Source organism: Marinobacterium alkalitolerans (assembly GCF_017776525.1).
In the GTDB taxonomy this organism is placed as follows: domain Bacteria; phylum Pseudomonadota; class Gammaproteobacteria; order Pseudomonadales; family Balneatricaceae; genus Marinobacterium; species Marinobacterium alkalitolerans.
Genome location: NZ_JACVEW010000027.1, coordinates 1 through 13649 on the forward strand (window position 1 = coordinate 1; position 13649 = coordinate 13649).

11 protein-coding genes are annotated in these 13649 nt (G+C 58.1%); 4 read left to right on the top strand and 7 right to left on the bottom strand.

Annotated elements, in window-relative coordinates; translation table 11 throughout:
* Positions 1–123: 123 nt before the first annotated feature.
* On the bottom strand, positions 124–480 hold the full coding sequence (locus H9C73_RS14140; protein ID WP_209288551.1) for a winged helix-turn-helix transcriptional regulator: 357 nt from the start codon (positions 478–480) through the stop codon (positions 124–126).
* A 119-nt stretch (positions 481–599) separates the two neighbouring features.
* Here H9C73_RS14140 and H9C73_RS14145 point away from each other — a divergent pair, with 119 nt between their 5' ends.
* Positions 600–1184, top strand: coding sequence for an NAD(P)H-dependent oxidoreductase (locus tag H9C73_RS14145; protein ID WP_209288552.1), 585 nt, complete (start codon positions 600–602; stop codon positions 1182–1184).
* 71 nt (positions 1185–1255) lie between these two features.
* Positions 1256–1660: a GFA family protein gene (locus H9C73_RS14150; RefSeq protein ID WP_209288553.1), complete on the top strand. Its 405-nt coding sequence runs from the start codon at positions 1256–1258 to the stop codon at positions 1658–1660.
* 23 nt (positions 1661–1683) lie between these two features.
* Here the strand turns inward: H9C73_RS14150 and H9C73_RS14155 are convergent, their stop codons facing one another.
* From H9C73_RS14155 to H9C73_RS14180, 6 genes are all read right to left on the bottom strand, one after another.
* On the bottom strand, positions 1684–2568 hold the full coding sequence (locus H9C73_RS14155; protein WP_209288554.1) for a halocarboxylic acid dehydrogenase DehI family protein: 885 nt from the start codon (positions 2566–2568) through the stop codon (positions 1684–1686).
* The gene (locus H9C73_RS14160; protein ID WP_209288555.1) at positions 2568–3284 is read right to left on the bottom strand and encodes an HAD-IA family hydrolase; all 717 of its coding nucleotides are present in this window, start codon (positions 3282–3284) and stop codon (positions 2568–2570) included. The genes H9C73_RS14155 and H9C73_RS14160 overlap by 1 nt, the downstream gene beginning before the upstream one ends.
* A gap of 118 nt (positions 3285–3402) precedes the next feature.
* Positions 3403–8442 (bottom strand): diguanylate cyclase, encoded by a 5040-nt coding sequence (locus tag H9C73_RS14165; protein WP_209288556.1) that lies wholly within the window; start codon positions 8440–8442, stop codon positions 3403–3405.
* A 26-nt stretch (positions 8443–8468) separates the two neighbouring features.
* Positions 8469–9194, bottom strand: a complete 726-nt coding sequence (locus H9C73_RS14170; protein WP_209288557.1) for a hypothetical protein — start codon at positions 9192–9194, stop codon at positions 8469–8471.
* Between the two features lie 9 nt (positions 9195–9203).
* Positions 9204–10019 (bottom strand): gamma-glutamylcyclotransferase family protein, encoded by an 816-nt coding sequence (locus H9C73_RS14175; RefSeq protein ID WP_209288558.1) that lies wholly within the window; start codon positions 10017–10019, stop codon positions 9204–9206.
* A gap of 162 nt (positions 10020–10181) precedes the next feature.
* Entirely contained in the window at positions 10182–10586 is a 405-nt protein-coding gene (locus tag H9C73_RS14180; protein WP_209288559.1) for a hypothetical protein, read from the bottom strand.
* A 238-nt stretch (positions 10587–10824) separates the two neighbouring features.
* On the opposite strand from H9C73_RS14180, the gene H9C73_RS14185 reads away from it, so the two are divergent.
* On the top strand, positions 10825–11256 hold the full coding sequence (locus H9C73_RS14185) for a GNAT family N-acetyltransferase (RefSeq protein ID WP_209288560.1): 432 nt from the start codon (positions 10825–10827) through the stop codon (positions 11254–11256).
* Positions 11257–11318: 62 nt separating this feature from the next.
* The gene (gene hypF, locus H9C73_RS14190) at positions 11319–13649 is read left to right on the top strand and encodes a carbamoyltransferase HypF (protein ID WP_209288561.1); all 2331 of its coding nucleotides are present in this window, start codon (positions 11319–11321) and stop codon (positions 13647–13649) included.

The following is a 13649-nucleotide window of genomic DNA, read 5'->3' on the forward strand; positions in this document are numbered from 1 at the left end:
TTCTATAGCCCACAGGAGGCACTGTGACCACTCGTCGTATTAGCGGTCGACTGTCAGGTGAATACCGTCACAACACATAATATTCATGAGTAATGTCACTCTGACCCCAATTTCACGCAAGCCTTAGAGCCCCTGCTTTTCGGACCAGACACGAAGCTGTTCAAGAAACTCCAAAGCACTGCGGCCAAATTCAGTCAGCTCATAGGTGACCGCAAGGGGACGTTCACTCAACACTTTTCGAATAACCATTCCCTTACTCTCAAGCTCCTTAAGCCGCTGATCAATCATCTTCTTGCTTGCTCCACCGAGCATCCGGTTCAAGTCGTTGAATCTGACCGGACCATCTTTGAGGTGGTAAATGATTGAGCCGGTCCACTTACCTCCGATCAGGCGCATGCCCTTTTCGATGGCGCAGGGCTCCATACAGGGATTAACAACTTTTTTGCGACCATAACTATCTGTTTCTACTGTACTTTCCAAGATATATCTCCGGTTGCCGAGTAGGTTACCAAAAGTTAACTAATTGATCCTGCTTTGTTGGTAACCATAATAAACCAGGTATCGAAAAGTTACCAATGTCTTACAGCGGAGATTGCACCATGAGTAATGTTCTTATTATCAATGCGCACCACCATTACCCGTTTGCCGAAGGTCGGCTGAACAAGTCTCTGACGCAACTGGCCGATGAGCTGATTACGGGAAAAGGACACAACACACGCATTGTTACGATCGATGAAGGCTGGGACGTTCAGCAAGAACTGGAAAACCACCAGTGGGCTGACATCATCCTGTTGCAGTCACCGGTCAACTGGATGATGCCGCCTTGGACATTCAAGAAGTACATGGACGAAGTCTACACCGCTGGTATGGGCGGTGCCCTGTGTAATGGCGATGGCCGCCATCAGGATGCTCCCAAGGAAAACTATGGCGCTGGCGGGACCTTACAAGGCAAGAAATACATGCTGTCTCTCACCTTCAATGCGCCGGCCGAATCATTTGATGACGAGAGCGAATACCTGTTTCAGGGCAAGAGCGCTGATGACCTGTTCTTCCCGATGCACATGAATTTCCGCTTCTTTGCCATGGAGTCGCTGCCTACTTTTGCCTGCTTTGATGTCATGAAAAATGCAGAAGTGGAAAAAGATTTTGAGCGCTTTAAACAGCATATCGATGAAAATTTCTAAGTAGATGGCAGTTGCCTGAATGGGACCTTTGAGGTGGACCCATCCTGCTGAACGTTAATACAGGAAAAATGATGAGTACGACGTATAGAGTGCAATGTGATTGTCAGGCGGTTGAGGTCTCGATGACAGGGGGGCCAAAAGTGCATGGGTACTGCCATTGCGAGGATTGCCGCGAACTGCTCCAAGTGCCCTATCATTCGGTGCTGGCCTGGGAGGACGGTAATGTTGAAATTACCCGGGGGCAAAGCGAAGTGATCGAGTTTCAGCACCCGACCAAGCGAATGAAGCGGGTTTTCTGCAAGCATTGTGGTGATGTGATCTACAACACCAATGCCATGGGCTGGAAACTGGTCTCCCAGTTGCTGTTCCGTCGTTGCAACAACGATACCTTGCCTGAGGGCTTCGCCTCCACGTCGCATTTTTTCTACGATCGCCGCATCATTGATATTGCTGATGATCTGCCCAAACGAGGGTAATGAAAAAGGGCGCGTACCCGGCTCTAAGTGAGCTGGGTACGAAAGACAGCAACGTTGGCAGTCAGGCCGGGTAACAGGTATTGGAACAGCTGCACAACGCTCAATACCTCCTGCAGGTTGGCATCCTTGGCTGCAGCCTGTTGCAGGGTTGAAGGTGTCAGGTGATTAGGGTTGGGTAATTCCAGCGCCAGATCAGTGGCTGCCTGGTGAATACCTTCAACGATACGAGAATACGGGGGTGTCGCAAGATGCTTGGACAAGTCATCCCAAGCCTCCAGAAAATAGCTGGGCCAGCGTGCCAGAGCCCTGTAGTCCGTGTTCACAAATGGCAGCCCAAGTTGCTTTTTGATCCTGTCATAGAGCTCCAATGTATCCGGCAAGCAGTGGTGCGGTTCCATGAGAGATAAGGCGGACCTGTTGGTCTCTGATGAGTTGCTCGGGAGGCGTTCGATGCTGGTTTTGTTGCTCAAGGCATGGCCTTCGAGTAACAGCCGAGCCTGAGTTGCAAGCAGCAGGTAGGGCATGTTTCCGGCGGAAAAGGTTTCGATGGTGTCCCGAATTGCGTCAATTTCAGCCTCTGCATAGCCCAGATCTGACAGCCTGGAAGTGAGGCGCGATACAGGCAACTGTGTGACACAGTGTTCAATGTGATGTCGTAAATCAACACATGCCCGTTGAAATGCAACAGAGTCCAAGGCGGGTCTCAGCCCTTGCCAAAGCGTTTGATAAAAATGCGGGTAATGCGCAAATGCCATGGTGACGACGCCCATCCAGGGTGCACGCAATATCTTTTTTGTGTCCTGATAAACCTCAAGCAGTTCATCCTCGGCTTCAACCTCGGGCACCGGGTGAATTACGGGGAGAGGGGAAGGAAGATAACGGGCCAGCGCCGAGTTTGAATGATCCATTATTTCACCCCCAACGCCACAACCAGCTCATCAAAGCTGTCAACCAGGATATCCGGAGAGAAAGTAAGCTCTGTCTGAGTGGAACCCGGTCCCCATTCATCCTTTCTGCGAACTAACGCAGTCCGGTAACCGGCTTTCTGTGCGGCAATCAGATCATATTCATGGCAGGCCACCATGCAGCACTCCTCTGGCGACAACTGGAGGTACTCGGTGACAGCCTGATAGGACTCGGGTAGCAGCTTGTATTTGCCGATACCTTCACAGGAAAACACCGCGTCCCAGTTCAAACCGTTGTGACGAGCGGTATCGATAATAAGGCGATAGCTGAGTATGGTGAAAGAGGCCACGATGAACTTCTGTCTGAGCTTGGCTTGAGCGTCAGGAAAGTCTGGCCAGCAGTTAAAGTGATGCGGGGTTTCATAAGCAATCAGGTGACGATCCTGTTCATCGAATGTCTGCAGTTCGAACTCATCAATCAGCTCATCCAGTACTTTGCGATGGGCATCATCAAAGCGGTAGTCGGGTTTTGCAAACTCCCCCAAATTCAGCATCAACTGCATGGATCGCCGGCGAAGTTCGTTCGTGATCATGCCCCAGTCCCGTTCAATACCATGACGCTTGCCTGCCTGTTGAAAGGCTGACTTGAAGCCGTTGTGCCAGTCGAGAACGGTTCCGCCCGTGTCAAATGTTAGGGCGCGTAAATTTTCCAAGGCCATGCCAGTTCCTTTTTCTTATAATTGCTCAGGAAAAATTAGACGATGCAACGATCTTGGCTGGCAGGCAATTAGTTACTTTTTGGTGACTACTGAATAGCTTAGGCAGCAAGAAGCTCACTCAAGCCGCCGCTTTCACCCGGTTCCGGCCACTCTGTTTGGCCTTGTATAGCGCCTGGTCGGCTGCGTAGACGAGCTGTTCGGTGGTGCCATGGTCGTCGGGTATGCAGGTGGCGCAGCCCACGCTGACGGTGACTTCTTCTGCGGTGGATGACTGTTCATGGGCAACGCCCAGTGCCTGCACGCCCAGTCGCACGTTTTCGGCTACCTGCAGTGCGCCGTCGGTGTCGGTGTTGGGCAGAATCAGCATGAATTCCTCACCCCCGTAGCGCACTACCAGATCGGTTGAGCGCTGCAGTTGTGCTTCCAGCGCCTGGGCGACCTGTATCAGGCAGTCGTCCCCGAGCTGGTGGCCATAGTGGTCGTTGAAGCCCTTGAAGTGGTCCACGTCCAGCATGATGACCGAGAGGGGCTTTCCTTCGCGGCGCAGGCGCAGCCAGGTGTCCTGCAGGTAGGCATCGCCGGAGCGGCGGTTGGCAACGCCTGTAAGGCCGTCGCGGTCAGCCAGGCGCTGCAGTTCCTTGTTCAGGGTTTCCAGCTCTGCGGTGCGCTCGGCGACCTTGTCTTCAAGCCGGTGAGAGTAGTCCTGTACCTGGGTGTAGAGCCGTGCGTTTTCGATAGCCACGGATGCCTGTGCCGCCAGCAGACGGATCAGTTCCACCCGGGCCTCGGTGAAGACGCTGTCGGCCAGGTTGTTTTCCATGTACACGGCCGCTTCAAAGCGTTCGCGGATAATGGGTACGCACAGCACCGAACGGGGGCGCATGTGCACGGTGTAGGGGTCGTGCAGGAAGGGGCCTTCCGCGCTGGCATCATGCAGTACGATCGCTTCGTTGCGCTGGAATACCTGAGTGATGAGGCTCATCGGCAGGGCGATATCGTCACCCTGGGTGTCTTTCAGCACGCTGTGCCCCGGCAATGCGTCCGGCAGCAGGTCTGCATCCGGCAGGGTAGAGGCTTCTACACTGTATTGCCCCTCGGAGCGCACCACCAGGCAGCCCCACTGTCCGCCGGCGTTTTCCAGCAGGATGGTCAGGGTTTTCTGCAGGAGCTGGTCCAGCACCATCTCACCGGATATTTCACGGGACGCTTTCATGACCGATGCCAGGTCCAGATTGGCCAGATGGCCGGTTTCACTGGACGGGGTCTGGTTCCATTGCTTGAGGACCGGGAACTCGGTTTCGAGCTGTTCCACCTTGCGGTGTGCGCCCCAGCGGTTGTACACGCCGTGGGCACCGCGCAGATAGCCTTCAGCCGAGCGCTGTTTGCCCTGTTCAATCAGGTAGCGGGCGGCACGTTCGAGCGCAGTGGCTTCATCGCGCAGAAATCCGCTGTTGCGGGCCGCGTCGATCGCCGCGTCGTAGCAGGCAAGGGCGCGGTCCCGATCGCCGTCCAGCCGGGCGAGTTCTGCTGTCATCAGCCATTGCAGGTGGCGGAAGTTGTCTTCGCAGTTGTCGGCCCAGCGGGTCATGCGGGCCAGATCCTGCTCCAGTCGTTCGCGTGTCTCGGTCTGAGTGGCCTTGTCCATGGCGGGGTAGAGTGTCGTCAGTGTGAGGTTGGCCACAATGTAGAAGCGCACCAGCTGGGGCAGCGACATTGCGGATTTGATCAGCTTGTCCTGTTTGCGGACAAAGCTGAGGGCGCGTTCGTAATCACCGTACATCAGGCTGATCTCGGCGTTATAGATGTGATGGTTGGCGATGCCGGTCATGAACTGGCGCTCGCTCATCTCGTCCAGGCATTGCTGAACATCGAAATCATCGCTGCTGAGCGTGTCGGCGGACAGGGTGTCGCCGAGGAAGTTGCGCTGCATCTGCAGGAACAGGGTGCCGGAGTCCAGCGAGTCCTGATAGGCGCATTCGCGGACGATCTCCAGATTTTCTTCATGCTGCTTGCGTGCGGTTTCCAGATCCATGCCCGGATCCCAGATCACGCAGTCCTGTGCGCTGTAGGCCAGGTAGAGCAGGTCACCGGATTGGTAGCCCGCTTCGATGCCCTTGCGGAACCAGGGGGTGAGACTGGCCCAGTGATTGCTCCAGTGGTGCACAAACATGGCGTAGACGTAGATCACCCGCGCTCTGAGGCTCAGGTCGTCCAGCCGTTCGTTGATCGCCAGCCCCACCTTGGCGTACTGGTAGCCCGTGGCGGGTTCGTCCAGCTCACCGCACAACAGCATGCCGTAAGCGGCATAGGCAAAGGCAGATTCCGGGCAGTTGCCGCGGCGCAGCGCCAGATTGACGGCCTTGAGCACCAGATAACTGAACATGTTGCTGCCGGACAGGAAGGCCGCCGCAAAAATTTCCATCAGCAGGCGCATCGCGGTGAGGGTAGCCGGATCGTCAATGATCGGGGCATCCACCAGATCGGCAATGTCGCGCCCGGCCAGATACTGGTCCACCCGCTGACGTTCGCGGGCTATGTCGTCCAGGCTCGGGGTGTCGGTGAAGTCCACGCCCAGTAGGGCCAGCCCTTCAATGGCCGCTTGTATGGACTCTCGCATCCGGCCCAGTGTTGCGTTCTGACGGGTACGGATGGCGAGGATATCCGCTCGCTCAAGGTCCGTTTTGGCGTGCTCCAGCATGCGTTCCAGCCAGAGATCGGCGTATTGGGTGCGGCCGGTCAGGTAGTGGCAGAGCTGCATCTCGGTGGCCAGCTCGCTCATCTGCTGCGGCATTTCGGTCCAGGCATCACCGGGCAATAGCTCAAGTGCGATCTGCAGGTAGTTCAGTGCCGATTCGTACGCGGATGCCTGACGGGCACGCAGGCCGGCGCGCTGGTTAAAGGTGGCCAGTTGCAGGCGCTCCTGTTCGGCCGTGATCAGTGTACGCCCCTGATTCAGGTGGTTGACGATATCGATGAGCTGGTCGTCAGCCGCCTCGCCACCGGCATGTTTAAGCAACAGCCGACCCACTGAAAGGTGCATGCTCGGCAGCGCATCCGGTTCGATCAGGTTGTAGGCGGCCTGTTGGACGCGGTCGTGCTGGAAGCGGTAGCTGGGGTTCAGGGCCAGGCTGTCATCCGGCTGGTTCACCAACCGGTAGTCGTTGTGCAGAGGCAGCAGGGTGTACTGTTTGAGTGCCGGCATCAGTGCGCGTGCCGTTTCCGCCAGCGAGTGTTCATAGATGGCGGCCAGGGTCTGCAGCGTGAAGCTGTTACCGATACAGGCGGCCAGTCGCAGTACCTGCTGGGTGTCGTCCGGCAGTTTACGCAGGCTCTCCAGCATGAAGGCCACAACGTCGTGGCTGGCTTCTTCCCAGCTGGAGCGGTCCAGTTGCCACTGCCATCGGCCACTGGCCGGATCACAGGTGATCGCTCCCTGCGCATGGAGCTGGCGCAACAGCTCATTGGTGAAAAACGGGTTGCCGTGGGCGCGGTTATAGAGCATTTCGCTCAATTCGGCGCTGTCGGCCGGTTCACACCTCAGGGTATCGGCTACCAGCTGCTCCACGGAGCCCTGATCGAGTGGCCCTACCGGTATCTCATGAATGCGCTGGTGGGCGTTCAGGTCATCCAGCAGCAGTCGCAGGGGGTGGCCGGGGCCAACCTCGTTGCTGCGGAAGGCGCCGATCAGCAGCAGGTGATGCTGATCCCGTGATGTGACGATACGGCGCAAAAGATCCAGAGTGGGGGTGTCACTCCACTGAAGGTCATCCAGAAACAGCACGACCGGGTGCCCTTTGCCCGCAAACACGCGCAAAAAGGCGGCAAGCACCAGTTGCAGTCGGTTACGGCTCTCAGCCGGTGGCAGCTCGGTGACAGGTGGCTGGGCACCGATGATCAGTTCCAACTCGGGCACCAGATCGATCACCAGTGCCGCATTGGGGGCCAGTGCTTCGGTCAGGCGGATGCGCCACTCGGCCAGTTGGGCTTCAGGCTCCAGCAGCACCTGCTGCACCAGTGCCCGGAATGTGGCGGCCAGCGCCGAGTAGGCACCGCTTTGCTGAAACTGGTCGAACTTGCTCTGTACCAGAAAGCCGCGCTCGCGAATCTGGTAGCGGTCGATCTCGTTTACCAGTGCGGACTTCCCCACGCCGGAATAACCGTGCACCAGGCAGAAGCGGGTCTGACCTTCCACCACCTGCTCAAACAGGTCCAGCAGCTCTTTCAGTTCCTGGTCACGTCCGTACAGGGCCTGGGGAATCAGAAACTTCTGCAATAAGTCCTGTAGGCCCAGTTCAAAGGCCTTGGGTGTGTGCCCGTTACGCATGGCAACGGCACAGCGAGACAGGTCATGCAGCAGTCCCAGACCGCTTTGGTAGCGCGCCTCCGGTGATTTGGCCAGCAGCTTCATCACGATGTTGGAGAGAGCCTCGGGTACGTCCGGGTTGAGTGCCTGCGGCTCCACCGGGACACGGCTGATATGGCTGTGAACCCACTCGAGTGTGCTCTTGGCCTGAAACGGGGTTTGCCCCGTCAGCAGTTCGTACAGCAGCACGCCCAGCGAATAGTAGTCGGAGCGGTAGTCCAGACTCCGGTTCATGCGACCGGTCTGTTCAGGGGAGATGTAGGCCAGCAGACCGATAGACTGGTCCGAGAGCTGAGGTGCCTGACGCTCCTGCCCCAGCTCCGAGGCCATGCTGAAGCCGGTCAGCACCGGCTGGCCTTTGGTATCGAACAAAACGTTGCGGGGTGAAATGCCCTTGTGCACCACTTCCTGCGCATGTACTTCGCTCAGAATGCGCACCAGCCGGATGGCCAGCTCAACTGTTTCCACCACCGGAGGGGGGGAGGTGGCGTCATCGTCCCGCCGGGTCTGCAGTGAGCCCGAGCAGTCATCCGACACCAGTGCCAGGTTGCCGCTGCCATGGGGCAGCAGCTGGTGAATGCGACGCACGCCCTCAACACCCTCAAGTCGCATGGCGATACTGGCTTCATGCTGCAGTGCCGCCACCTGCGTGCGGTCCGGGTATTCCGTATCCAGCGTCTCGATGCAGACATCGCTTCCGTCAGCCACCCGTCGGGCGCGATAGACAACGCGCCCGGCCGTGCGCCAGAGGCACGACAGTAGGGTGTAACCGGGCAGCTGCAGTGTACTTTGCATCAAGGGTGTCTCTCAGGGTCGATCAATCAGCAGTTGAACAAGCGGTTAAAAGTAGCGCTGTAGGCTTCATGCGCACTGTCGCGCAGGGGCTCACCATGACCACAAAGTGCGTGCTTGAACGGTATCTGCTTCAGGCGGACGAAGTCAGCCGCTTCAGGCTCGGCGGCCTGCATCCAGACCGGCCCCACGTTGGCGGGGGTGAAGAAGCCCATGCCTTCCATCCGCTCGCGGGATGCGTCGCAGAAGTGTTCGTCCGGCTGCAGCCAGTTTTGCAGTGCGTCGCAGGCGATCAGGATACCGCCCTCGCGATCTAGGCGGATGACACCCTCGGGCAGGTTGGATGTTTCAAACTGGAACAGAGAAGCACCACTGATGGGCAGGTTGTCATCCGACAGTCCCTTGGCCTTGAGGCTCGGATCGGCATCCATGCCCGGCATGACCCAGTACTGGGCGTTGTAACGGTCGACATAGAACTCGTCGTCACGGCCGTGCAGGGCACCCAGTCGGATGACGTCGGTAACGGTCCCGAGCTGATCAAGCGCGTTCAACGCCGGATCACTGAGGCGAACGCTGTTGATCAGGATCAGCCGATCACCGTCACGGACGATGGTCATGTTGCGGCTGAACTGCCAGTCCAGGTCCATCAGAACGGTTTCCATGGCACCGCTGACGAAAAAGACGTCCTTAAAGACTTCCTCGATGGCGCCGTGGGCCAGTGCCGGCGGGAAGAGAGAGGTGTGGGCCTTATCCATAGGGGCTCCTCAATCGTTATCGTAGTGGTAGCGGCCGGCATAGCGATACTCTGAGGCGTACTCGTTCAAGTAGGCGTTGAGGTATTGCAGCTGAGCCTGATTAAGGCGTCCATTCCGAATGTCATCCATGGTTTCGTCAACATTGCTGCTGTCCAGACGCTTCAGGTGGAACAGCGTCATATCCTTGCCGCCAAAAAATCCTTTCAGAAATTCATGCAAGGGGCGTGCCTCTGACATGTCGAACACATGCCCGTAGAGGGCGGTATACAGCGGGTGGCGTGCCAGTGATTCCCGGTCGAAGGTCGGGAATTCACCGGGCGGTGGCGTAAAGGGCGGGTAATAACCCGGTGCATGGACCGGGTGGCTGACCAGCGCTTCGATGTACGCCTCATCCAGCCCGGTCTGTCGGGCACCATCGAGCACGATGTTCAGGTACCGGCGGCTGGGCAGGCAGCGGTCATTAATAAACTCCGGCATGCCCACATAGGTCAGCGCCGTGACGCGCTCACTGGTCTGTTCCGGGGCGTGCGGCGTGGTTTCGACCTCCACTTCAATGCGGTCGTAGCCGTGCCCATAGGCTTCAGCGGCATCCAGACGCTCAAGGGCTTCATCAGGGCAGGCGTGCAACACACCCAGCACACGGTCCTCCGGGTTGCCGGTATATTCGATGTTGCCAACGCCGCCTTCATGGCGGAAAAAGTGCTGTACGTTGAAGCGTAAACGCCAGCCGGTCAGGCAGGCGCGGTGCGATGCCAGCGGGGTAACGCCCTTGGCTCTCAGGGAGAGCATGCTCATGTTGGAGCCAAAGCCAAAGTAGTGAAACATGGTGAGTATCAGCGCTTTCTGCCAGAGTTTCTTGTTGTTATGCACGCCTCAAGTGGGGGCACGGGCGCGTGAAAAACCGTTTGCCAACAGCCAATGAACTGTATGGCATCACCAACAGGTTAACGTGCAAACGGTGACATTTCTATAACGTTGTAAGGGGTGTTACAAAGACCCCGCTGGCTCGGCGACAGTGTGCCGAGCCAGCGAGGCGATCTCCCGGTACGACCGAAGCGATGCCGGACGCGGAGGAGCCGGGATGTCTTCATAATAGTTCGCCAGTGCCTGCCGGCCGGCCGCAATGTAGTTCGGAATCAGTGTGGCGTAGGCGGACACATCATTGTCAGGGCTGGTGATTTTCAACCGGTATTCACCGTTGCCATTGCGGTACGCCTGTGCCCAGGCACCAAACATCAGGTCGCGTTCAAGCGTCTGGTTGAACACAAAGCTGATGGCGTCCTCAAGCCTTGGGCCGTTCTCGCCAAACTGGAACAGGCCCTCGATTTCATGATGATAGCCCAGCCCGATATCAACACTGTTGTGTGTCGTGTTCGTTGCATGATGTGTCAAAGCCGTCTCCTTTTTATCATTATTGAATCGGTTCCATGGTTCGGGCTGCTCGCCCTGACCGACCGGGAGTGCCACACTTCAGTTGTTCCTTACAACCTGGCTGCAGGCGGCAGGTAACAGCATGACACAACATCGGCTGAAAAAGTGTTCCTTAATACCCTTGTGCTGGATTTGGATACCGCAAAACCCTAAGGTATTGATCAAACAGTTACTCAGATCACGGGGAGTCGTCATACCCATGAGCAGTCGCCTGAGCGTACAGCAAGTCTCGTTTCACAGCCCGGCACGCGCATCCATTGCAAGCATTCGTGAAACCGTTTTTGTCGGTGAGCAGGAGGTGCCACCGGAACTGGAATTTGATGGTCTGGATACCTGCGCTCTGCATGTGTTGGCCTATGTGGATGATCAGCCGGTTGGCACCGGGCGGGTGCTGGATGATGGGCATATCGGCCGTGTGGCGGTATTGAAAGACTTTCGTGGCCTTGGCGTGGGAGCCGGTATTGTGAATGCGCTGGCGGAGGAGGCAAAAGGGGCTGGTTGTGAACGCGCCTATCTGGGGGCCCAGCTGCAGGCGGTTCCGTTCTATCGCAAGCTCGGGTATACGCCCTATGGTGAGGAGTTCATGGACGCGGGCATTCCCCATATTCACATGGAAAAGTGGCTGAAGTGAGCCGGCTTCGGCCCTGAGGCGCTGGCCTGCCCAAGTTCAGGTGAAATGTGAGAGGAGCACGGATGTCGAATTCACCTTCACACCCTCAGTTCGTATACCGTCTGCGCTACAGTGGCAATGTGCAGGGTGTCGGGTTCAGGCCACATATCTGGCGTGAAGCCTCGAAGTTGGGCCTGAGCGGCGAGGTCTATAACACCTCCGAAGGGGTCGAGGTTCTGCTGCGGGCCAGTGCTGATCAGTTGGACACATTGCTGGAACGGGTGCGATCCGGCCTTCCCGATCAGGCACGGATTGAGGAGTGTGACGTCGAGCACAGGGATCAGCTGGTACTGCCCCCAGGCTTCCACATTCAATCCTCCAGCGAGCTGGGGGGCGCTACGCGGGTGTCGCCGGATCTGGCAATGTGCGATCACTGCCGGCAGGAGCTGAGCACACCCGGTGACCGGCGTTTTCGTTATCCCTTTATCAGCTGTACCCATTGTGGGCCTCGCTACTCGGTGGTTCGGGCAACGCCCTATGACCGCGAACGCACCACTTTTGATGCCTTTCCCATGTGTCCGGCCTGTCGGGCCGAGTATGAATCCCCCGAGAATCGGCGTTTTCATGCTCAGGCGATCAGTTGCCCGGATTGCGGGCCCAGGCTCTGGCTGGAAAGTGCTCAGGGCCCTGTTGTCACCGAGGACATCTTTGCGCATCTGTCCGAGCGGCTGGCAGCGGGCGCGCTGGTGGCCCTGAAAGGCTGGGGCGGCTTTCACCTCTGCTGTGATGCTCGCAACGCCGGGTCCATCGACCGACTGAGGCAGTTGAAACAGCGACCTGCCAAACCGCTGGCCGTGATGATGCCGAACCTTGAGATAGCCGAGCAGTATGTCCGCCTGACACCGGCTCACCAACGCACTCTGGGCAGTTCACAGGCCCCCATCCTGTTGTGTGAACGCAAACCGTGTGCCGCCCCGGAGCTGCCTGCATCGCTGGCGCCGGACACGGATGAGCTGGGCTGTTTACTGCCCTATACACCGATACATGAATTACTGATGCAGGCGTTTGCAGGCCCGCTGGTGATGACCAGTGGCAACCTGTCCGGCAGCCCCCAGTGCATAGACAACAGGGCCGCGCGCGACCTTCTGGCGCTGGGGGCCGATTATATTCTGCTGCACGATCTTGAGATCCATAACCGGGTCGATGACGCGGTCGTACGCATTCACCCTGTGACGGATCGCGTGCAGGTGATTCGCCCCGGGCGGGGGATCGCTCCTGTGCACCTGCCGTCACCTGAAGGGTTCGAGGCAGCAGGTTGCCTGCTGGGGCTGGGGGGCGATCTCAAGAATACGCTGTGCCTGAGCACGTCAGGTGGCTGGGCACTCTCTCCGCAGGTGGGGGATCTGGCCGAGCTGGATACGCTGGAAGCGCATCAGGCGTTGCAGCAAGGGCTTTCGCAGCTGTACCGGCAGCCGGTTGAGCAGCTCGTGGCTGATCGGCATCCGGCATACCACTCGGTGCAACAGGCGCAGCAGCAGGATCTGCCGCTGTATCAGGTGCAGCACCATCATGCCCATCTGGCTGCCTGTCTGGTGGACAATCATTACCCGCTGGATGGCCCGCAGGTCCTGGCCCTGTGCCTGGATGGCACCGGCTATGGCGATGATGAAACGCTCTGGGGCGGGGAGTGCCTGCTGGGAGACTATCGCAGTGTTAAGCGCCTTGCCTGGCTAACCCCTTTCCACCTGCCGGGAGGTGCTCAGGCCATTCGTGAGCCCTGGCGGGTTCTGGTCAGTCTGCTGTATCAGGCCGGGATTGATCCGGCCAGGCAAACAGAGCGGTTCCAGGCACTGGCGGGAAAGCCGGTCGCGCCGTTGCTCAAAATGATTCAGCAAGGTGTGAATGCACCCCTGACCAGCTCGATGGGGCGGCTGTTTGATGCAGTTGCAGCGGCGCTGGGCTGCTATCCGAATGGCATCAGCTACGAAGGTCAGGCGGCCATCAAGCTTGAACACCTGGCGCGCCAGTGCGCTGAGCCGGTGTCAGGGTATTCCATGCGCTGGTCTGACGGGCCTGAAGGCCTGCAGCTCGATACGGCGCCTCTATGGCATGCCATCAATAACGATATGGCTGCGGGGCGCTGCGTGCAGGAAATGGCTGCCGCCTTTCATACCGGTATTGCCGAGAGTCTTCTAACGGTGATCAGCCGGTTGAGGCAACGCCATGCATTCAGCACAGTGGTATTAACGGGCGGTTCCTTTCAGAACCGCTGGCTTCTCGCTGCTCTGTGCGAAGGGATTGAGCGACAGGGCCTTACACCCCTGAGTCACCATCTTGTACCCTGTAACGATGCCGGGCTCAGTGTCGGCCAAATCGCCGTGGCACAGGCCCGCCTGCAATCGAAAGGGAGGTAG

Bases quoted from the DNA above. Each gene is read 5' to 3' on its own strand.
- H9C73_RS14170 (WP_209288557.1), bottom strand. From the start codon at position 9,194: ATGGATAAGGCCCACACCTCTCTCTTCCCGCCGGCACTGGCCCACGGC.
- H9C73_RS14155 (WP_209288554.1), bottom strand. From the start codon at position 2,568: ATGGATCATTCAAACTCGGCGCTGGCCCGTTATCTTCCTTCCCCTCTC.
- H9C73_RS14145 (WP_209288552.1), top strand. From the start codon at position 600: ATGAGTAATGTTCTTATTATCAATGCGCACCACCATTACCCGTTTGCC.
- hypF (WP_209288561.1), top strand. From the start codon at position 11,319: ATGTCGAATTCACCTTCACACCCTCAGTTCGTATACCGTCTGCGCTAC.
- H9C73_RS14175 (WP_209288558.1), bottom strand. From the start codon at position 10,019: ATGTTTCACTACTTTGGCTTTGGCTCCAACATGAGCATGCTCTCCCTG.
- H9C73_RS14185 (WP_209288560.1), top strand. From the start codon at position 10,825: ATGAGCAGTCGCCTGAGCGTACAGCAAGTCTCGTTTCACAGCCCGGCA.
- H9C73_RS14150 (WP_209288553.1), top strand. From the start codon at position 1,256: ATGAGTACGACGTATAGAGTGCAATGTGATTGTCAGGCGGTTGAGGTC.
- H9C73_RS14165 (WP_209288556.1), bottom strand. From the start codon at position 8,442: ATGCAAAGTACACTGCAGCTGCCCGGTTACACCCTACTGTCGTGCCTC.
- H9C73_RS14160 (WP_209288555.1), bottom strand. From the start codon at position 3,284: ATGGCCTTGGAAAATTTACGCGCCCTAACATTTGACACGGGCGGAACC.